The sequence below is a fragment of the Modestobacter sp. I12A-02662 genome (assembly GCF_041028325.1).
GTDB lineage: Bacteria > Actinomycetota > Actinomycetes > Mycobacteriales > Geodermatophilaceae > Modestobacter.
Genome location: NZ_JABGDE010000011.1, coordinates 135,376 through 154,326, shown reverse-complemented (window position 1 = coordinate 154,326; position 18,951 = coordinate 135,376). Strand labels below are relative to the sequence as shown.

Annotated in this window: 19 protein-coding genes; 16 read left to right on the top strand and 3 right to left on the bottom strand. The window is 75.7% G+C overall.

Annotated elements, in window-relative coordinates; genetic code table 11:
* Window positions 1-43 precede the first annotated feature (43 nt).
* The gene (locus tag HL189_RS17175) at window positions 44-793 is read left to right on the top strand and encodes an SDR family oxidoreductase (protein ID WP_369134930.1); all 750 of its coding nucleotides are present in this window, start codon (window positions 44-46) and stop codon (window positions 791-793) included.
* Between the two features lie 10 nt (window positions 794-803).
* Here HL189_RS17175 and HL189_RS17170 read toward each other — a convergent pair whose 3' ends face one another.
* A complete protein-coding gene (locus HL189_RS17170) occupies window positions 804-1,922 on the bottom strand; it encodes a DUF3866 family protein (protein WP_369134929.1) in 1,119 nt (372 codons plus the stop codon).
* Window positions 1,923-2,006: 84 nt separating this feature from the next.
* Between HL189_RS17170 and HL189_RS17165 the strand changes: the two genes are divergently transcribed.
* From HL189_RS17165 to HL189_RS17130, 8 genes are all read left to right on the top strand, one after another.
* A complete protein-coding gene (locus HL189_RS17165; RefSeq protein WP_369134928.1) occupies window positions 2,007-2,996 on the top strand; it encodes a helix-turn-helix transcriptional regulator in 990 nt (329 codons plus the stop codon).
* A complete protein-coding gene (locus tag HL189_RS17160) occupies window positions 2,993-3,958 on the top strand; it encodes a helix-turn-helix transcriptional regulator (RefSeq protein WP_369134927.1) in 966 nt (321 codons plus the stop codon). Before HL189_RS17165 ends, HL189_RS17160 begins: the two co-directional genes overlap by 4 nt.
* A 49-nt stretch (window positions 3,959-4,007) precedes the next feature.
* A complete protein-coding gene (locus HL189_RS17155) occupies window positions 4,008-4,214 on the top strand; it encodes a hypothetical protein (RefSeq protein WP_369134926.1) in 207 nt (68 codons plus the stop codon).
* A 108-nt stretch (window positions 4,215-4,322) separates the two neighbouring features.
* Window positions 4,323-4,637, top strand: coding sequence for a Sec-independent protein translocase subunit TatA (tatA, locus tag HL189_RS17150; protein ID WP_369134925.1), 315 nt, complete (start codon window positions 4,323-4,325; stop codon window positions 4,635-4,637).
* A gap of 25 nt (window positions 4,638-4,662) precedes the next feature.
* Window positions 4,663-5,607, top strand: coding sequence for a twin-arginine translocase subunit TatC (gene tatC, locus HL189_RS17145; protein ID WP_369134924.1), 945 nt, complete (start codon window positions 4,663-4,665; stop codon window positions 5,605-5,607).
* An 11-nt stretch (window positions 5,608-5,618) separates the two neighbouring features.
* A complete protein-coding gene (locus tag HL189_RS17140) occupies window positions 5,619-6,494 on the top strand; it encodes a diacylglycerol kinase family protein (RefSeq protein ID WP_369134923.1) in 876 nt (291 codons plus the stop codon).
* 75 nt (window positions 6,495-6,569) lie between these two features.
* The gene (locus HL189_RS17135; RefSeq protein ID WP_369134922.1) at window positions 6,570-9,416 is read left to right on the top strand and encodes a DEAD/DEAH box helicase; all 2,847 of its coding nucleotides are present in this window, start codon (window positions 6,570-6,572) and stop codon (window positions 9,414-9,416) included.
* 84 nt (window positions 9,417-9,500) lie between these two features.
* Window positions 9,501-10,145: a DUF4333 domain-containing protein gene (locus HL189_RS17130; protein WP_369134921.1), complete on the top strand. Its 645-nt coding sequence runs from the start codon at window positions 9,501-9,503 to the stop codon at window positions 10,143-10,145.
* Here HL189_RS17130 and HL189_RS17125 read toward each other — a convergent pair.
* Window positions 10,124-11,065 carry a 5'-3' exonuclease H3TH domain-containing protein gene (locus HL189_RS17125; RefSeq protein WP_369134971.1) on the bottom strand — a complete coding sequence of 314 codons (942 nt, stop codon included), beginning with the start codon at window positions 11,063-11,065 and terminating at the stop codon, window positions 10,124-10,126. The genes HL189_RS17130 and HL189_RS17125 overlap by 22 nt on opposite strands.
* A gap of 127 nt (window positions 11,066-11,192) precedes the next feature.
* On the opposite strand from HL189_RS17125, the gene HL189_RS17120 reads away from it, so the two are divergent.
* The 5 genes from HL189_RS17120 to HL189_RS17100 all read left to right on the top strand — a co-directional run bounded on the left by HL189_RS17120 (window position 11,193) and on the right by HL189_RS17100 (window position 15,840).
* On the top strand, window positions 11,193-12,338 hold the full coding sequence (locus tag HL189_RS17120) for a M24 family metallopeptidase (protein ID WP_369134920.1): 1,146 nt from the start codon (window positions 11,193-11,195) through the stop codon (window positions 12,336-12,338).
* Window positions 12,313-12,786: an Lrp/AsnC family transcriptional regulator gene (locus tag HL189_RS17115; protein WP_369134919.1), complete on the top strand. Its 474-nt coding sequence runs from the start codon at window positions 12,313-12,315 to the stop codon at window positions 12,784-12,786. The genes HL189_RS17120 and HL189_RS17115 overlap by 26 nt, the downstream gene beginning before the upstream one ends.
* A 51-nt stretch (window positions 12,787-12,837) precedes the next feature.
* Complete coding sequence (locus tag HL189_RS17110) at window positions 12,838-13,176, top strand: cytoplasmic protein (RefSeq protein ID WP_369134918.1); 339 nt, start codon at window positions 12,838-12,840, stop codon at window positions 13,174-13,176.
* Between the two features lie 64 nt (window positions 13,177-13,240).
* The gene (locus HL189_RS17105) at window positions 13,241-15,409 is read left to right on the top strand and encodes an intein-containing Rv2578c family radical SAM protein (RefSeq protein ID WP_369134917.1); all 2,169 of its coding nucleotides are present in this window, start codon (window positions 13,241-13,243) and stop codon (window positions 15,407-15,409) included.
* A gap of 137 nt (window positions 15,410-15,546) precedes the next feature.
* Window positions 15,547-15,840 carry a DUF1540 domain-containing protein gene (locus tag HL189_RS17100; RefSeq protein WP_369134916.1) on the top strand — a complete coding sequence of 98 codons (294 nt, stop codon included), beginning with the start codon at window positions 15,547-15,549 and terminating at the stop codon, window positions 15,838-15,840.
* Window positions 15,841-15,879: 39 nt separating this feature from the next.
* On the opposite strand, the gene HL189_RS17095 is transcribed toward HL189_RS17100, so the two are convergent.
* Complete coding sequence (locus tag HL189_RS17095) at window positions 15,880-16,674, bottom strand: hypothetical protein (protein ID WP_369134915.1); 795 nt, start codon at window positions 16,672-16,674, stop codon at window positions 15,880-15,882.
* A gap of 313 nt (window positions 16,675-16,987) precedes the next feature.
* Between HL189_RS17095 and HL189_RS17090 the strand changes: the two genes are divergently transcribed.
* Together HL189_RS17090 and HL189_RS17085 are read left to right on the top strand one after the other, a co-directional pair.
* Window positions 16,988-18,133 carry a glutamate--cysteine ligase gene (locus HL189_RS17090; RefSeq protein ID WP_369134914.1) on the top strand — a complete coding sequence of 382 codons (1,146 nt, stop codon included), beginning with the start codon at window positions 16,988-16,990 and terminating at the stop codon, window positions 18,131-18,133.
* A complete protein-coding gene (locus HL189_RS17085) occupies window positions 18,123-18,941 on the top strand; it encodes an HpcH/HpaI aldolase/citrate lyase family protein (protein WP_369134913.1) in 819 nt (272 codons plus the stop codon). Before HL189_RS17090 ends, HL189_RS17085 begins: the two co-directional genes overlap by 11 nt.
* Window positions 18,942-18,951: the final 10 nt, after the last annotated feature.

The window sequence follows — 18,951 nt, the reverse complement described above, 5'->3', positions numbered from 1 at the left end:
GCACGCTCGGGACGAGCCTCTGGACGGGGCCATACTCGCGCCAATGGGCAACGTGCTGATCACCGGGGTGAGCCGCCGGGCGGGCATCGGGTTCGCGATCGCCCGGCGGCTGCTCGCCCGCGGGGACCGGGTCGTCGTCCACTCCTGGACGCCGCACGACACCGGGCAGCCGTGGGGCGCCGACGACCTCGGCGCCGTCCTGGCCGAGCTGGGCTCCCCACCGCACCTGTCCGCGGACCTCGCCGACCCGCAGGCGCCCGCCGCCCTGGTCGCCGCGGCCACCGCGGCGGTCGGGCCCCTCACCGGGCTCGTCGCCAACCACGCGCGCAGCGCCGAGGGCGGCCTCGCCGACGTCACCGCCGCGGAGCTCGACCTCTGCTTCGCGGTCAACGCGCGGGGCAGCCTGCTGCTCACCCAGGCGTTCGCCGCCCAGTACGACCCGGGCGCCGGCCCCGGGGCGGTCGTCCTGTTCACCTCCGGTCAGCACCGCGGGCCGATGTCCGCCGAGCTGCCCTACGCGGTGAGCAAGGGGGCCGTCCAGCAGATGACCCTCTCCCTCGCCGACGCGCTGATCGACCGCGACGTCACGGTGAACTGCGTCAACCCCGGACCGACGGACACCGGCTGGGCGGGGTCGGAGCTCGCCGACACCGTCCGGCGGGCCATGCCGCGCGGCCGCTGGAACAGCCCCGAGGAGGTGGCCGCGGTCGTCGCCTGGCTGACCGGCCCCGACGCCCGCTCGGTCACCGGCCAGACCATCGACGCCGAGGGCGGCTTCCGCCGCTGGGCGTGAGGCGGGAGCGTCAGACGGGGGGCAGGCCGAAGATCGCCAGCTGGGCGGCGTACCGGCCGGCGGCCGCCGCGGCGAGGAAGTAGGCCCGGTCCTCGGCCAGGCCGCGGCCCATCGTCGACAGCGTCACCGGCGAGGCGGCCAGCGCCTCGTCCAGCCCCTCGCTGTCCACCCACTCCACGAAGTTCCGCTCGGGCTGGCCGGCGAGGTCCTCCTCGACCTGGGCGCCGAGCGCCGAGCCCAGCCCGCGCGGCGCCACCAGGGTCACGCCGCCCAGCGCCACCCGGCCGAACGCGGTGAGGGAGTGGTGCGACACCCCGCGGTGCCGCGGCCGTGGGTCGGCCTCGGAGATGCGCAGCGCCCCGATCGCCTGACCGCCGAGCACGTACGTCGCGTTGCACACCTCTCCGGCGGTGACCCCGGAGAACCCCCACGGGGTGCCGGTGCCCAGGTTCCCCGGGCCCTGGGTGACCACCGTGACGTCCGCACCGAGCACGTGCCGGGCGGCCAGCAGCCCGGTGTGCACGGTGACCGCCTCCAGGTCCCCGCCGAACGCCTGCCCGACGGTGACCACGCCGGCCAGGTCGTCGGTGAGCGTGTCGAGGGTGCGGCTGAACGCGGCGGGCAGGGCCCCGCCGTCGGTCATCACGTAGGCGACCTTCAGCGCCGGGTCGGTGACGTGCACCCCGGCCAGCACCGCGGGCAGCGCGGAGTGCAGGTCGGCGACGACCACCGGCATCCCGCCGAGGTCCTCGGCGGCCGCGATCAGGTCGTGGTGCTCGGTCTGCTGCTCGTCGACCCCCTGCACGCTGACCTGCAGCGGCGAGTACCGGTTCTTGACCAGGTGCCCGGGGCCGGTGGGGTCCGGGGGCAGCCGGTCGGGGACGGCCACCACCAGCGCGTACCCGCCGGTGCCCAGCTGCTGCGCCCAGGCGGTCGTGTTGAGCAGGACGTCGTCCCCCAGCGCGGGGCTGCCCACCAGCGACGGGTGGGCGAGGGCCCGGACCGCGCCGTCGCCGGGCACCTCGACGGTCATCTCCTGCGCGTCCCGCCAGGACCGGCCCAGCTCGGTCACCCGGCCCCGGCGCCAGCGGATCCGCGAGACCGGGGTGGGGGAGGAGGCAGAGGTCACGGCCGGAGGGTAGCCAGGGCGGCGGTCGCGGGCAGCCGGACGACGGGGACGGAGCGCCCGCCGCGCGGGCCGTAACCTGTGCGCGTGGCAGCCAAGCGGGCGGAACGACTGGTCAACCTGGTCTTCGCCCTGCTGGGCACCCGGCAGTACGTCTCCGCGGCCAAGATCCGCGCCACGGTGCCCGGCTACGAGCCCGACGACGGCACCGAGCGGGCCGACGAGGCGTTCAAGCGGATGTTCGAGCGGGACAAGGCGGAGCTGCGCGAGATCGGCGTGCCGCTGGAGACTGGGCGCACCAGCGTCTTCGACACCGAGGACGGCTACCGCATCGCCCGGGCCTCGTACGAGCTGCCGGAGATCACGCTCACCGGTGAGGAGGCCGCCGCGGTGGGCCTGGCGCTGCGGCTGTGGCAGTCGGCCCAGCTGGCCGGCGCCGCGCAGAGCGCCCTGGTGAAGCTGCGCGCGGCGGGGGTGGAGGTCGACCAGTCCCGGACCCTCCCGATCCAGCCGCGCCTGGACGCCGGGGAGCCCGCCTTCGAGCCCTGCTACGCCGCGGCCCGCGACCGCCGCGAGCTCGCCTTCGACTACCGCCGTCCCGACGAGCCGGCGCCCACCCGCCGCCGCGTGCAGCCGTGGGGCGTGGTGGCCTGGCACGGGCGCTGGTACCTCGTCGGCCACGACCTGGACCGCCAGGCGCCCCGGGTGTTCCGGCTCTCCCGGGTGGCCGGGACGCCGCGGGCCACCGGTCCGGCCGGCGCCTTCGAGCCGCCGGCCGACCTGGACCTGGCGAGGGTGGTGGCCCGCTCCGAGCGCCGCGAGGAGGAGCTGGTCGTGGTGCGGGTCCGGCCGGGCGCCGCGATCGGGCTGCGCCGGCACGCGGAGTCCCTCGGCCCGGTCGAGGACAGCCGGGGCGGGGTGGAGGACCGGCTGCAGCTGCGCACGACCGAGCCCTGGGCGCTGGCCGACGAGATCGCCGCCTACGGCCCCGACGTGCTGGTCGAGGCGCCGCAGCGGATGCGGGAGGCGGTCGTGCAGCGGCTGACCCGCCTGGCGGCGCTGCGGACACCGGCATGACCTCCCCGAGCACCGCGGAGCGGATGACCCGGCTGCTGGCGCTGGTCCCGTACCTGCAGGCCCGCCCTGACGGCGTCCGGCTGGCCGACGCCGCCCGCGACTTCGGCGTCCCCGAGGCGCAGCTGCGCCGGGACCTGGACCTGCTGTGGGTGTGCGGGCTGCCCGGCCACGGCCCCGGGGACCTCGTCGACCTGGCGTTCGAGGGCGACCGGGTGCGGGTCACCTTCACCGCCGGCCTCGTGCGGCCGCTGCGGCTGACCACCGACGAGGCGGTCGCGCTGATCGTGGCGCTGCGCACGCTGCTCGAGCTGCCCGGCCTCGCCGAGGGGGAGGCGGTCAGCCGGGCCCTGGCCAAGGTCGCCGGCGCGGCAGGGCACGCCGCGGAGTCCCGGACGCCGCTGGCGGTCAGCGTGGACGCCCGGGAGCAGTCCCTCGCCGTCGTCCGGGACGGGCTCGAGCGCGGCAGGGCGCTGGACGTGCACTACTACGTGCCCAGCCGGGACGAGCGGACCCGCCGGGTGGTCGACCCGATGCGGCTGCTGCTGGTCGACGGGCACTGGTACCTGGAGGCCTGGTGCCGCAACGTCGAGGGCGTGCGGCTGTTCCGGCTGGACCGGATGGACGAGGTCACCGTGCTGGACGAGCCCGCCGCGCCACCACCGCAGGCGCGGGAGCGCGACCTGGACGACGGCCTGTACCAGGCGGCGGAGGACCAGCCGCTGGTCCGGCTGCGGCTGGCCCGGCAGGCCCGGTGGGTCGCCGACTACTACCCGGTGGAGGAGCAGGTCGAGGTCGACGACCCGCCCGGAGGGCTGGCCGTCACGGTGCGGACGTCGGACCTGGGCTGGGCGCGCCGGCTGGTGGCCTCCCTGGGCGGCGCGGCCACCGTGGACGAGCCGGCCGAGCTGGCCGACCAGGTCGCGGCCGAGGCCCGCGCCGCGCTCGCCCGGTACGCGGACTGACCGGGCCGGCACCCGGCCGCTGCCCGGCCGCGCCGGTTACTGTCCTCCCGTGCTGCTCGTCGTGTGGATCGCCGTCGTCGTGGTCGCGCTGGCCGTCCTGGGCGTGCTCGGGTACGGCGTGCGCGGCGCCGCCGGCCGGCTGGACCGGGAACTGCGCGGCCTGCAGGCCGACGTCGAGCCGGCGCGCGCGGACGTCGAGGAGGCCCTCCGGCGCGCCGCCGCCCAGCGCCAGGAACGACCGGCAGCCACCGACTGAACCGCAGGTGGACGGCGTGCCACCGGGCCCGCCGCCACCGTCCGCCACCCCTGTCCGGCGTCCGCCCCGGCGTAGAGTCAGCCGCACCCCCACCACTGGAGGACCCCGATGAACCTCGGTCCCATGGAGATCGGCCTGATCATCCTGGCCGTCCTGCTGCTCTTCGGCTACAAGAAGCTGCCCGACGCCTCACGGTCGCTGGGCCGCTCGCTGCGCATCTTCAAGGGCGAGATGAAGGGGATGAAGGACGACGACGTCCGGGGCAAGGACGCGGCCACGGTGACGCCGGCGCCGACCCAGATCGCCGCCCCGGCCCCGGTCGACCTCGAGGCGGAGGCCCGCGCCGCCGAGGCCCGGGCCGCCGAGGCGCGGGCCCGCGCCGAGCAGGCCCGCTCGTCGGCCGGCGCCGACGGCGCCCGCTGACCGCTCCTCCCGCACCCTGGCACCGATGACCCTGGCAGCGCGCGGCAGGAAGCGGCGTCCCGAGCGGGACGCCGCCGCGACGATGACCCTCGTCGCGCACCTGCGTGAGCTGCGCAACCGCGTCGGTGTCGCGCTGGTGTTCGTGCTGCTGGGCACCGCGGTGGCGTTCTGGTGGTACGAGCACGGCCTGGGGGAGTTCATCCGCGCCCCCTACTGCGGGCTGGACACCGACCTGCGCGCGCTGGGCACCGGCGGCAGCGGCGACTGCGAGCTGCTGGTCACCGACGTCTTCGGCGGCGCGCTGATCCGGCTGAAGATCAGCTTCATGGTCGGGATCGTGCTGTCCGCCCCGTTCTGGCTCTACCAGCTGTGGGCCTTCATCACCCCGGGCCTGCGCAAGAACGAGAAGCGCTACGGCGTCGCCTTCGTCGCCGCGTCCAGCACCCTGTTCGCGCTGGGGGCGGCGCTGGCCTACGTCTCGCTGGCCAAGGGCCTGGACCTGCTGCTCGGCCTGGCCGGGGAGGGCGTGGCGATCGCGCTCACCGCGCAGGACTACATCGGCTTCGTCATCTCCCTGCTGCTCGCCTTCGGGGTGAGCTTCGAGCTGCCGCTGATCGCGGTGGTGCTCAACCTGATCGGCGTGCTGTCCCACGCGGTGCTGGCCAAGGGCCGGCGGTGGATCTACTTCCTCACCATCCTGTTCGCCGCCTTCGTCACGCCCACCCAGGACCCGTTCACCATGCTGCTGATGGCCGCGCCGATGTGCGTGCTGTTCGAGCTGGCCATCCAGATCGCCCGGCTGGTCGACAAGCGGCGGGCCAAGCGGGCGGCCGCGCTGGGCCTGACCGGCCTGGACGACGACGAGCCCTCCCCGCTCGACGCGTCGCCGTCGGCGGTGGACACCACCCCCAGCCCGCTCGCGGCCGAGCCCTCCCCGCTGCCGGAGCCGGCCCCCGGACCCTCCCGCTGAGCCCTCCCACCGTGGCGCTGCTGACCAGCGTCCGGCGGGGACGCGGCGACCGGCTCGTCGCCGCGGTGACGGCGGCCCTCACCGGCCGCGGCGTGGCCTGCACCCCGCTGCCCGCCCGGGACCGCGCCGGGGCGGAGGCGCGGGCCCGCGAGGCGGTGGCCGGCGGGGTGACGGCGGTCGCCGCCCTCGGCGGGGACGGCTGCGCGCACGCCGCCCTGCAGGCCGTCGCCGGGACACCCGCCGCGCTCGCGGTGCTCCCCGCCGGCTCGGGCAACGACCTGGCCGCGGCCCTCGGTGTGCCGGCCGATCCGGTCGCGGCCGCCCGGGCCGCTGCCGGGGACCTGCTGGCGGGCCGGCGCCGGGTCCTGGACGCCGGCCGCACCGGCGACCGCTGGTGGGCCACGGTGCTGTGCTGCGGGTTCGACTCGGCGGTCACCGAGCGGGCCAACCGGCTGCGCTGGCCGCGCGGGCCGCTCCGCTACGACGTGGCGCTCCTCGCCGAGCTGGCCCGGCTGCGGCCGCGGGCGGTCGGCCTGACCGTCGACGGGGACGCCCGGGAGCTGGCGGTCACCCTGGTCGCGGTCGCCAACACCCCGCGCTACGGCGGCGGGTTGCGCATCGCCCCGGGGGCTGACCCGGCCGACGGCCTGCTGGACGTGGTCGTGGTCGGCCCGGTCGGCCGGCGCGAGCTGGTGCGCACCCGGCCGCGGCTGGCCACCGGCACCCACGTCGACCACCCGGCGGTCACGGTGCTGCGCGGCCGGGAGGTCACCCTGCGGGGCGCGGGGCTGGTCACCTACGCCGACGGCGAGCCGGTGGCCGCGCTGCCGGCGGTGTCGCTGTGCCTCCCGGGCGCGTTGACGGTCGTCGGCGCCGCCCGCCGCTGAGGGGCACGAGTGGCCACTCCCGCCCCCCAGGTGGGCGTTCGAGCCGAGCCACCGGCGCGCGCATACGGTGGGGGCATGTCCAGCCCGGCTGAGCGGTACGCGGCTGCACGCCGCCGGACCGCGCATCCCACCCTGTCGGACTTCACCGCCGAGCTCGGCTTCTCCCTCGACCCGTTCCAGGTCGAGGCGTGCGAGGCGCTGGAGCAGGGCTCGGGCGTGCTGGTCTGCGCGCCCACCGGCGCGGGGAAGACGGTGGTGGGGGAGTTCGCCGTCCACAAGGCGCTGCAGGAGGGCCGCAAGGCCTTCTACACGACCCCGATCAAGGCGCTGTCCAACCAGAAGTACAACGACTTCGTCGACCGGTACGGCAGCGCCAGGGTCGGCCTGCTGACCGGCGACAACGCCATCAACGGGGACGCCCCGGTGGTCGTGATGACCACCGAGGTGCTGCGCAACATGCTCTACGTCGACTCCCCGGCGCTCACCGACCTCGCCTACGTCGTGATGGACGAGGTGCACTACCTCGCCGACCGGTTCCGCGGGGCGGTGTGGGAGGAGGTGATCATCCACCTGCCCGAGCACGTCCGGCTGGTGTCGCTGTCGGCGACGGTCAGCAACGCCGAGGAGTTCGCCGACTGGCTGGTCACCGTGCGCGGGGACACCCGGATCGTGGTCAGCGAGGTGCGGCCGGTCCCGCTGTGGCAGCACATGCTGGTCAGCGGCCGGGTGTTCGACCTGTTCGCGCTGCGCCCGGCGGCGCACGCGGGGGAGTGGGAGGACACCCCGCGCGGGCAGTCCACCCGCGACCGCGGCGCGGCCGTGGTCGACCCGGAGCTGGTCCGGTACGTGAAGGAGCAGGAGCGCCGCTTCGACTCCTGGTCCGGCGGCGGTGGCGGCACCCGCGGCGGTTTCAGCCACAAGCCGCGGTTCAGGCCGCCGTCGCGGCCGGACGTCGTCGAGCGGCTGGACCGGGCCGGCCTGCTGCCCGCGATCACCTTCATCTTCAGCCGCAACGGCTGCGACGCCGCCGTCCACCAGTGCCTCGGCTCGGGGATGCGGCTGACCGACGAGAGCGAGCGCGCCGCGATCGCCGAGGTGGTCGACCGGCGCACCGGGGCGCTGCCCGAGGAGGACCTGCACGTCCTCGGGTTCTGGGAGTGGCGGGAGGGGCTGCTCGCCGGGTTCGCCGCCCACCACGCGGGGCTGGTGCCGGCGTTCAAGGAGACCGTCGAGGAGTGCTTCGTCCGCGGGCTGGTGAAGGCCGTGTTCGCCACCGAGACCCTGGCGCTGGGCATCAACATGCCGGCCCGCACCGTCGTCCTCGAGCGGCTGGTGAAGTGGAACGGCGAGGCGCACGTCGACGTCACGCCGGGGGAGTACACCCAGCTCACCGGGCGGGCCGGCCGGCGGGGCATCGACATCGAGGGGCACGCCGCCGTGGTGTGGGCGCCGGGGGTCGACCCGGCCCTGGTCGCGGGCCTGGCCAGCACCCGCACGTACCCGCTGCGCTCGTCGTTCCGGCCCAGCTACAACATGGCGGTCAACCTGGTCGGCGCGTTCGGCCGGGAGCGGGCGCGGGACCTGCTCGCCTCCTCCTTCGCCCAGTTCCAGGCCGACCGCTCGGTCGTCGGCCTGGCCCGCGCCGCCGCCCGGCACGAGGAGGCCGCCGCCCGGCTGCAGCAGGAGATGCACGGCGGGCTGTCCAGCGCCGCGCTGGACGTCGCCGGGTACGCCCGGCTGCGGATGGAGATCTCCGAGCGGGAGAAGGCGCTGTCCCGCGACTCGCAGGCCAAGCGCCGGCTGGAGGCCGCCGAGTCGCTGGAGGCGCTGCGCACCGGGGACGTGATCCGGGTGCCGTCGGGACGGCGGCAGGGGCTCGCCGTCGTCCTCGACCCCGGGATCACCGAGCTGGCCGACCCGCGCCCGCTCGTGCTCACCGAGGACCGGTGGGCCGGCCGGCTCGCGGCGGTCGACTTCCCGACCCCGGTGACGCCGCTGGCCCGGGTCAAGGTGCCCAAGAACTTCAACCACCGCAGCCCGCACGCCCGCCGCGACCTGGCCTCCACGCTGCGCACCGCGCGGATGGACAACGAGCTCGGCGCGCGGCGCACCAGGGGCCGGTCGACGGCCGCCGACGACCCGGTGCTGGCCGACCTGCGGCACGCCCTGCGCGCGCACCCGGTGCACGGCCTGCCCGACCGGGAGGAGCGGGTGCGCGCCGCGGACCGCTGGATCCGGGAGCTCCGCGACGCCGAGCGGCTGCACCGCCAGATGGCCGACCGCACCGGCTCGCTCACCCAGCAGTTCGACCGCACCTGCGACGTGCTGGCCGAGCTGGGCTACCTGCACCCGGAGCTGCCGGTGCCCGCCCCCGAGGACGGCCTGCCGCCGGACGAGTCCCCGGCGGTGACCGAGGCCGGCCGTCGGCTGGGCCGGATCTGGTCGGAGGCCGACCTGCTCACCGCCGAGTGCCTGCGCGCCGGGGTGTTCCGCGGGCTCACCCCGGCGGAGCTGGCCGCGGTGGTGTCCGCGCTGGTGTTCGAGGCCAGGCGGGAGAGCCCGGGGCAGCCGGCGGTGCCGGCCGGGAAGGTGGCCGGTGCGCTCGCCGAGATGCGCCGCATCCGCACCCGGCTGCAGGACGTCGAGGCCGAGCACCAGGTGCCGCTGACCCGGGACCTGGACCTCGGCTTCGTCTGGGCCGCGTTCCGCTGGGCCGACGGGCAGACCCTGGACCGGGTGCTGGCCGGAGCCGAGCAGGCGGGCACCGAGCTGTCCGGCGGGGACTTCGTGCGCTGGGCCCGGCAGCTGATCGACCTGCTCGACCAGCTGGCCAAGGTCGCCGACGAGCCGGTGGCCGGTGCGGCCCGGGCGGCGGTCGGGCGGGTGCGCCGCGGTGTCGTGTCGGTCGCGGTCAGCGGCTGACCAGCGCGCCCGCTGCCCCGGGCCGCCGGGTGGGCCACAATCGGGCGCCGGGCCGGGTGCGTCCGGCCGGAGCGAGGAGTGCGCATGAGCCAGCCGCCGCAGGGCGAGGACCCCTGGGCCCGAGGGCAGGGCGGTCGCCCGCCCGCGCCCGGGTGGGGGCCGCCGTCCGGGGGCTGGGGACCGCCGTCCGGCGGGTGGGGACCGCCGTCCGGCGGGTGGGGACCGCCGTCCGGGGGCTGGGGGCCGCCGTCGGCCGGGCCGTACGGACAGCCCGGCCAGTACGGCTCACCGAGCCAGCACGGCGACCCCGGCCAGTACGGGGGCGGCTACGGGCAGCCCGGTCCCTACGGCGGCTCCTACGACCAGCCGTACGGGTACGGCCAGCAGCCGGGGTGGGACCAGCCCGGGTGGGCGCCGGCGCAGCCCGCGCACCAGCCGCGCCGCAGCCTGGCCACCCTGGTGTTCCTGGCCATCATCATCGCCGGGGTCGTCGTCTACGTGCTGACCACCGGCGCGACCCGGCTCGACCCGGACGCCGTCGAGCGGGACGTGGCGGCCCAGTACGAGCAGCGGGAGGGCGTGTCCCTCGACCTCTCCTGCGACCAGGCGATGAACGTGCGCAGCGGCCGCACCTACGAGTGCGCCGGGACGACCGGCGACGGCCGGGACGTCACGATCACCATCGAGGTCCTGAGCACCGACGGGGACTACACCTGGTCCGACCGCTGACCGTCGCCCAGGACGTCCTCCGGCCAGCCCAGGGCCGCGCCCAGCCGGCGCACCGAGCTCTCCAGGCCGTGCGCCTCGGCCAGGCCGGCGAGGACGTCGGCGTCGGCCGGACGGCGGGGCAGCTCGCCGTCGACCGGGGGCAGGTCGATGCCGGTGGCCACGGCGACGACGACGGGCGCGGCGTCGAGGTAGTCCGACGCGGCGTGCAGCCGCTTCAGGACGGCGGCGGTCAGCGGCGGCCGCGGAACGGTCGTCCGGGCCGCCGCCGCCCGGATGCCGGCCAGTGAGCCGAACTCGTTGATCAGCGCGGCTGCCGTCTTCGCGCCCACGCCGGCCACCCCGGGCAGCCCGTCGCTGGGGTCGCCCCGCAGCACCGCGAAGTCGGCGTAGGCCCGCCCCGGGATGCCGTACTTCGCGGCGACGGCGGCCTCGTCGACGAACTCGATGTCGGTGATGCCGCGGGCGGTGTAGAGCACCCGCACGGCCCGATCGTCGTCGACCAGCTGGAACAGGTCGCGGTCACCGGTGACGACGTCGACCGGCCCGCGGGCCCTCGTCGCGAGCGTGCCGATGACGTCGTCGGCCTCGTAGCCGGGGGCACCGACCCGGGCCAGCCCGGCGGCGGCCAGCACCTCGACGAGGACCGGCACCTGGGGGCCCAGCTCGTCGGGGGTCTCCTCGCCGCCGTCCGGCGCCAGCCGGTGCGCCTTGTAGCTCGGGATCGCGTCGACCCGGAAGGCCGGCCGCCAGTCGTCGTCCCAGCAGGCCACCAGCCGGTCGGGGGAGTGGGTGGTGACCAGTCGTGCGGTCATGTCCAGGAAGCCGCGCACCGCGTTCACCGGCCGCCCGTGCGGACCGGTGACGCTGGTGGGCACGCCGTAGAAGGCCCGGAAGTAGAGGCTCGCCGCGTCCAGCAGCATCGTCGTCACGCCGGGACGGTAGCGGTCTGCCCGTGTGTTCTACCGTTATCCCCAACAACTGGTCCGGCGGGCGGCGGGCCGAGCGACGGCCGCCGGCGGCACGAGGCAGCGCGGTTAGTCTGCGCTCGTGGTCGCGAACTCCCCTTCCTCCCCGCTGGTCTCCCTCGACCGGGTCCGTGCCGCCCGCGCGGTCGCCGAGGAGCTCGGTGTCGACGTGGTGGTCGTGACGCCGGGCTCGGACCTGCGCTACCTGTCCGGCTACTCCGCGCACGCGATGGAGCGGCTGACCGCGCTCGCCGTGCCGCGGCGCGGCGAGCCCCTGCTGGTCGTGCCCCGCCTGGAAGCGCCGATGGTCGACGCGTCCCCGGCCGGGGCCCTGGACCTGGAGCTGCTGGCCTGGGACGAGACCGAGGACCCGTTCGCCCGGCTGGCCGCGGCGGTCACCGCTCGGCTGGGCACGACCCCGGCCCGGGTGGCGGTCGGCTCGCGGACCTGGGCCGAGCACGCGCTGGGCATCCAGCGCGCCCTGCCGGGCGCGACCCTGGAGCTGGCGAGCCCGGTGATCGACCGGCTGCGCATGGTCAAGACGCCGGCGGAGGTGGCGGAGCTCGCCGCGGCGGGCGCGGCCATCGACCGGGTGCACGCGCGGATGGGGGAGTTCCTCCGGGTCGGGCGGACGGAGGCCGAGGTCGGCGCCGACGTCGCCGCGGCGATCCTCGCCGAGGGTCACGTGTCGGTCGACTTCACGATCATCGGGTCCGGCCCCAACGGGGCGAGCCCGCACCACGAGCTGTCCGACCGGGTGGTCGGCGCCGGCGACCTCGTCGTGGTCGACATCGGCGGGGAGACGGCCACCGGCTACCGCTCGGACTGCACCCGCACCTACGTCGTCGGCGGGTCGGCGGGCGCGGAGGTCGCCGAGTGGTACGCGGTGCTGCAGCAGGCGCAGCAGGCCGCCACCGCCGTCGTCCGGCCCGGGGTCACCTGCGAGCAGGTCGACGCCGCGGCGCGCGAGGTCATCACCACGGCCGGCTGGGGCGACCACTTCATCCACCGCACCGGGCACGGCATCGGCCTGGACACCCACGAGGCGCCGTACGTCGTCGCCGGGAACGAGCTCCCGCTCGAGCCGGGGATGGCCTTCTCCGTGGAGCCCGGCATCTACCTGGCCGGGCGGTGCGGTGCGCGGATCGAGGACATCGTCGTCTGCACCGACGACGGCGTCCGCAGCCTGAACAGGGGTCCTCGTGAGCTCGTCGAACTCCCCGGCTGACCCGGCCGCGGCGCCCGACGTCGACCGGGAGCTGATGCGGGCACTCGCCCGGGACGGCCGGGCGAGCTTCACCGAGCTCGCCGAGCGGGTGGGCCTGTCGGTGTCGGCGGTGCACCAGCGGGTGCGCCGGCTCGAGCAGCGTGGGCTGATCACCGGGTACGCCGCACAGCTGGACGCCAAGGCGCTGGGCCTGCCGATGGCCGCGTTCGTCTCCATCACCCCGATCGACGTGGCCCAGCCCGACGACGCGCCGGCGCGGCTCGCGCACCTGACCGCGATCGAGGCCTGCCACTCGGTCGCCGGGGTGGAGAGCTACATCCTCAAGGTGCGGGTCGCCGGCCCGGACGCCCTGGAGGCGCTGCTGCAGGAGATCCGGGCCGCGGCGAACGTCACCACCCGGACGACGGTGGTGCTGTCCACCTTCTACGAGGACCGCCCGCCGCTCTGAGCGGTGCCGGCGGGGACGCCTCGGGTGCGGCGCCGGCAGTAGCGTCCTCAGATGGACCTCGATCCGGTCAGCACGAACCCCGACGCCTACCGCGCGCTCTTCGAGAACGAGCGCGTCAGGGTGCTCGAGTACACCGACACCCCGGGTCACCGCACCACCCCGCACCGGCACCCGGACAGCGTGATGGTGTCGCTGAGCGCCTTCCGCCGCCGGCTGGGCACCGATGGCCGCGAGGTCGAGGTGGAGATCCCGTTCGGGGTGGCCCGGTGGGTGGGGGCGCAGGAGCACTACGGGGAGAGCATCGGGGACACGCCGTCCCACAGCGTGTTCTTCGAGCTGAAGGACGCCACGCCGCTGGCGGCACCGGGGAGCACGCTCGGCCCGAGCTGAGCGCGGCCCGCCAGCCCGGGCGGCGCGCGTCCCGCACTCGACACCGGATCGAACGTGTGTTCGGATGGTCGGCATGCGGTGGGACGCGCAGAGGCTCGACCTCGAGGAACCGACGGCGCTGCCCGGGTTGCCGACGGTCCGCGGGCTGCTGCGCCGGGTGCAGGTGCCGGAGTTCCCGGGGCTGACCTTCCACGAGGTCCGCGCGAAGAGCGCCCTCAACGCCGTCCCGGCCGACTCCGCGATGCCGTTCGGCCACACGATCAACCCCTATCGGGGCTGCTCCCACGCGTGCGTGTACTGCCTACGCGGTGATACGAGCATCCTGATGGCGGACGGTCGGCAGAAGCCGATTGCCGACCTGCGCGTGGGCGACCGGATCATCGGGACGGAGAAGCGGGGGAGCTACCGGTTCTACGTCGAGACCGAGGTGCTCGCCCACTGGTCCACCGTCAAACCCGCGCAACGGGTGACGCTGGCCGACGGCACGGAACTCGTCGCGAGCGGCGACCACCGGTTCCTCACCCGCCGGGGGTGGAAGCACGTCACCGGCACCGGCTCCGGGGCTGGGCAGCGCCCACACCTCACCACGAACGACGAGCTGCTCGGGTTCGGCCGGTCGGCGCCGACCGCGGCGCCGTGCGCCGACTACCGCCGCGGCTACCTGACCGGCGTGTTCCGGGGCGACGCTCATCTCGAGGTGTACCGCTACCAGCGAGCGGGCCGAGTGCACGGCGATCAGAACCACCGCTTCCGTCTGGCTCTGGCCGACGCCGACGGGCTTCGCCACGCGCAGGACCACCTGGCGCAGGCCGGCGTCCCCACCGACTGGTTCGACTTCTCGGCTGCCACCGAGACGCGACGGGCGACGATCGCGATCCGCGCGTCGAAGGCCGCCTCCATCGCCCGCATCTTCACGCTGATCAGCTGGCCCGACGAATCGTCCGACGCCTGGCGCCGCGGCTTCCTGGCCGGGATCTTCGACGCCGAGGGCGGTCGCAGCCAGCACGTCTTGCGGATCACCAACACCGACCCGGAACTGCTGTCCCGTACGCGGGAGGCGTTCGCGGCCTCCGGGTTCGATGCCGTCCTGGAGGACCGGAAGAAGCCGAATGGGCTGAGCGAGGTGCGGTTGCGCGGCGGACTCGACGAGCACATGCGCTTCATCCACCTAATCGACCCGGCGACCCGACGCAAGTGCCTCGTGCAGGGCGCGGCGATCAAGAGCTCAGCCGATCTCCGCGTCGTCGCCCTGGAAGACCTCGGGCTCGAGATGCCGATGTTCGACATCACCACCGGCACCGGTGACTTCATCGCCAATGGCGTGGTGAGCCACAACTGCTACGCCCGGAGCACGCACGAATGGCTGGAGTTCGACAGCGGCGCCGACTTCGACCGGCAGATCGTGGTGAAGACCAATGTGGTCGAGGTGCTGCGCCGGGAACTGGCGCGGGCCTCCTGGAAACGCGAGCACGTGGCACTGGGCACGAACACCGATCCCTATCAGCGCGCGGAGGGCCGGTACCGGCTGATGCCCGGGATCATCGACGCCCTCGCCCGGTCCGGCACGCCGTTCTCGGTGCTCACCAAGGGCACGCTGGCCCGCCGCGACGTGCCGCTGCTGGCCGCCGCCTCCCGGGACGTGCCGATCGGCATGGGGGTGTCCATGGCCATCTGGGACGACGACCTGCACGCCGCCCTCGAGCCCGGCGTGCCCACGCCCCGGGCCCGGCTGGACCTGGTCCGGGCGGTCACCGACGCCGGGTTGCCGTGCGGCGTCTTCCTGGCCCCGGTGCTCCCGGGACTCACCGACCGGATCGACCACCTGGAGGCGGCGGTCCGTGCGATCGCCGAGGCCGGGGCCACCGGGGTCACCGTGCTGCCGCTGCACCTGCGGCCGGGGGCCCGGGAGTGGTTCACCGCCTGGCTGGCCCGGGAACACCCGGCGCTGGTGACGCGGTACCGCGCGCTCTACGGCCGCGGCGCCTACGTGCCGGCCGAGTACCGCAGCTGGCTGGCCGGGCGGGTGGCGCCGATCCTGGCCCGCAACGGCCTGGACCGGCAGAGCGGCGGGACGGCGCGTGGGCTGGCCGGCTCCACCGGCGCCCCGGCCGGCTCGGACGCCGGGCTGCCGGGCGACCCGTCCGCGGGCTTCCCGGCCGGCAGCCTGCCCGGGCGGGCCGGTGACCGGGCGGCGACACCGGCCGCACCGCCCGAGCAGCTGGCCCTCTGCTGAGGGCAGGCTTGCCTCACCCGGGAGGAACCCGCTGGTCAACACGCCGATCCGGGTGCAGATCGGCCGCGCCCGGGGGTGTCCGCCGACCGCTCGAAGGCGGACGATGGGGCATCCTGCCCCGACGCCAGGGAGTCCCCATGACCACCCTCGCCATGCCCGCGGTCAGCGAGTGCACCGTCGACGGCTGTTCCTACAACCACGACGGCTGCCACGCGTTCGCCATCACGGTCCGCGGCCACGACGGCCACGCCGACTGCGGCACGTTCGTCCCGCTCACCCACAAGGGCGGCCTGCCGGTCGCCGAGGCCCAGGTGGGCGCCTGCCTGCGGGAGGACTGCCGGCACAACGAGGCCCTGGAGTGCCACGCCGACGCGATCCGGGTCGGCCCGGACATCGACGGCGCCAACTGCCTCACCTACAGCGCGCGCTGAACCGCCGCCCGGTGGCCGGCCCGCCGGGGGAGGGGCCGGTCAGCCGGCCAGCCGCGCGGCCCGGTGCGTGCTGCGCAGCGCGCGGACCGCACCACGGGGCCCCACCAGCGGCGCACCGCCGGCCAGGGCCAGCCGGCGGTAGGAGTCGTAGGAGAGCGTGAGGTAGACGGCGGCGAGTGCCTCGGCCTGCTCGCGGTGCCGTGGCGGGGCGGTGGCCAGCAGGTGCCGGCCGGTGCCCGCGGCGTGCTTCGCGAACGTCACCTGCAGGGCCTGGCTGGACAGCTGGCCGCCGACGTGGCTGCCGATGCCCGGGCCGCGCCGCAGCGCCGGCAGCACCCACGGGCTCGCCGCCAGCGCGGGGAAGCGGTTGCGGACGGTCTCCCAGGCCTGCCAGGCCGTCGAGGCGCCGCCGACCGACCACGAGCCGTCGTCGGTGACGATCTGCAGCCGCCGCGCACCCACGTGCACCTGGTCGCGGCGCAGCGCCCGGAACTGGCCGACCGTCGCCGGCCAGCGCAGCGCCAGCGCGCACCAGGCGACGGTCCGCAGGTGCTCGGGGTCCTCGCTGCGGATCTGCGTCAGTGCGCGCAGGTCCAGCGCCGGCGGGTCGGGCTCCGGCGTGGGTGCCAACGGCAGGCCGATCCCGCCGTAGCGGGCGACCTTGCTGTACAGCGCGACGGTCGCGGGCTTCCAGCCCCGCGCCTCGATCAGCGGCGCCATTCCCTGCCCGGCCAGCTCGTCGGGGCCGAGCCCCAGTTCGAGGGCGGCCTCCATCAACCGGCGCCATTGCGCCTCGTACCCCTCCGGCGGGGGCAACCGGCGCCAGGCGCGCACCGGGGGAGGGGAGGGCATCTCGGGCAGCGGCGGCTGCCATTCACCACGCATGCTCCTTTTTACCGTTATCCCCAACAATTCGCCACCCTTTCCTGTTCGCACTCACCGTCGTCGGCGAACGCCGCCCTCCGGGCGCCGTCTCAGTTGTCGCGGGACCGGGCGTGCGGTGGGCAGGACGGGGAGGGGGTGCAGTGCCGACAGGCACTGTCCTTCCTTTGTGCGTTGTTCTTGGGCATAACGGTGCGATGCCGCGGCACGGGGAGCGGACCGCTCGCCGTGCGCTCCCCACCCGGCCCCGGGAATGATCACCTGCATGCGGACGGTGGGCGTCGAGGAAGAGCTGATGGTCGTCAGCGCCGACGGGGTGCCCGTGCCACTCGGACCCCGGGCCCTGGAGGTCGCTGCCCGCCGCGGCGAGGGGGAGACCGTCGAGGAGCACGACCGCGCCGAGCGGGCGGACACCCACGCCGGCGACCCGGTCGCCCACCTGGTGCCCGAGCTGAAACAACAGCAGATCGAGCTGGGCACGCAGGTCTGCGACACGCTGGACGACGTCGCCGCCCAACTCCGGCACTGGCGCAGCTCGGCCGACGCGGCAGCCCGCGCGGCCGGTGCCCGGGTCGCCGCCCTGGCCACCTCGCCGGTGCCGGTGGAGGCGGTCCCCACCGCCGGGCAGCGCTACGAGCGGATGGTGGCGGAGTTCGGCCAGACCGCCCGGGAGCAGCTCACCTGCGGCTGCCACGTGCACGTCACCGTGGACGGCGACGAGGAGGGCGTCGCCGTCCTGGACCGGATCCGCGTCTGGCTGCCGGTGCTCACCGCCCTGACCGCCAACTCGCCGTTCTGGTACGGCCGCGACACCGGCTACGCGAGCTTCCGCTCCCAGGCGTGGAGCCGGTGGCCCTCGGCCGGCATCAACGGCCCGTACGGCAGCCTGGAGGCCTACCACCGGCTGATCGCCGACCTGCTCGCCACCGAGGCGGTGCTCGACGAGGGGATGATCTACTTCGACGCCCGCCTGTCCGCGACGTGGCCCACCGTGGAGGTCCGGGTCTCCGACGTCGCGCTGCGGGTCGAGGACGCTGTGCTGCTGGCCGGCCTGGTGCGCGGCCTGGTGGAGACCGCCGCCCGCGAGTGGCGTGCCGGGCGACCCGCCCCCGACGTCCGCGCCGAGCTGGTGCGGGCCGCCGGCTGGCGGGCCGGCCGGTCCGGGACCACCGGCGACCTCGTCGACCCGCGCACCGGCCGTCCGGCGCCCGCCGCTGCGGTGGTGGGCGCCCTCGTCACGCACCTCCGGCCTGCCCTCACCGACGCCGGGGACCTCGCGGCGGTGCAGCGGGGCGTCGCCGACGTGCTGCGCCGCGGCACCGGCGCCGACCTGCAGCGGGCGGTGTACGCCGAGACCGGTGACCTGACCGCCGTCGTCCGCCGGGCCGTCGCCGCGACCCATGGACACTGACCTGACCATCGACATCCCATCGCAGACGGAGGACGACGTGGACGAGACGACGGGCCTGCGGGCCCACCTGCGCACCGCGACGCTGAGCACCGGCGTCTGGGGCAACCTGGTCGACCCGCGGGTCGCGCACGCGGTCGCCCGGGCCGACTTCGACTGGGTCTGCGTCGACCAGCAGCACGGGTACGCCTCGGGCAACGACGTCCTGGACCTCATCGGCGCCGTCCGGGCCGCCGGCACCTCCGCCCTCGTCCGGCTGGCCTGGAACCGTCCCGAGGAGATCGGGCGCGCCCTGGACGCCCAAGCGGACGGCGTCATCGTGCCGATGGTCGAGTCGGCGGAGGAGGCCCGCGCCGCCGTCGCCGGGACCCGCTACGCGCCCGCCGGCCGGCGCAGCTGGGGAGGTACCCGCAGCCCCCTCGCGCCGACCGCCAACGACGTCGCCGCGACCAACGCGGCCAGCGCATGCCTGGTCATGGTGGAGACCCCGGCGGCCGTCGAGCGGGTCGAGGAGATCGCCGCGGTCGAGGGGCTGGACGGCATCTTCCTGGGCCCCTTCGACCTGTCCCTGGCCTACGGCATGCCGATCGAGGAGCTGATCGCCGACCAGGGCGAGGACTCGCCGCTGGGTCGCGTGGTGGCCGCCTGCCGCAGGAACGGCATCACCGCGGGCGCGTTCGCCGGGAACCTGGACCGCGCCGCGGCGCTGCGCGCGCACGGGTTCACCATGCTCGCCGTCATCTCCGACGACGCCCTGGTCACCCAGGCCAGCACCGCGACCGCGGCCGAGGCCCGGGACCGGCTCCGCTGAACCGAGGGCC

What these genes read in the sequence shown, in the direction of transcription:
- HL189_RS17175 (WP_369134930.1), top strand. Translation starts at nt 44, where the DNA reads ATGGGCAACGTGCTGATCACCGGGGTGAGCCGCCGGGCGGGCATCGGG.
- HL189_RS17160 (WP_369134927.1), top strand. Translation starts at nt 2,993, where the DNA reads ATGACCTCCCCGAGCACCGCGGAGCGGATGACCCGGCTGCTGGCGCTG.
- tatA (WP_369134925.1), top strand. Translation starts at nt 4,323, where the DNA reads ATGAACCTCGGTCCCATGGAGATCGGCCTGATCATCCTGGCCGTCCTG.
- tatC (WP_369134924.1), top strand. Translation starts at nt 4,663, where the DNA reads ATGACCCTGGCAGCGCGCGGCAGGAAGCGGCGTCCCGAGCGGGACGCC.
- HL189_RS17135 (WP_369134922.1), top strand. Translation starts at nt 6,570, where the DNA reads ATGTCCAGCCCGGCTGAGCGGTACGCGGCTGCACGCCGCCGGACCGCG.
- HL189_RS17130 (WP_369134921.1), top strand. Translation starts at nt 9,501, where the DNA reads ATGAGCCAGCCGCCGCAGGGCGAGGACCCCTGGGCCCGAGGGCAGGGC.
- HL189_RS17125 (WP_369134971.1), bottom strand. Translation starts at nt 11,065, where the DNA reads ATGCTGCTGGACGCGGCGAGCCTCTACTTCCGGGCCTTCTACGGCGTG.
- HL189_RS17110 (WP_369134918.1), top strand. Translation starts at nt 12,838, where the DNA reads ATGGACCTCGATCCGGTCAGCACGAACCCCGACGCCTACCGCGCGCTC.
- HL189_RS17105 (WP_369134917.1), top strand. Translation starts at nt 13,241, where the DNA reads ATGGTCGGCATGCGGTGGGACGCGCAGAGGCTCGACCTCGAGGAACCG.
- HL189_RS17100 (WP_369134916.1), top strand. Translation starts at nt 15,547, where the DNA reads ATGACCACCCTCGCCATGCCCGCGGTCAGCGAGTGCACCGTCGACGGC.
- HL189_RS17090 (WP_369134914.1), top strand. Translation starts at nt 16,988, where the DNA reads ATGCGGACGGTGGGCGTCGAGGAAGAGCTGATGGTCGTCAGCGCCGAC.
- HL189_RS17085 (WP_369134913.1), top strand. Translation starts at nt 18,123, where the DNA reads ATGGACACTGACCTGACCATCGACATCCCATCGCAGACGGAGGACGAC.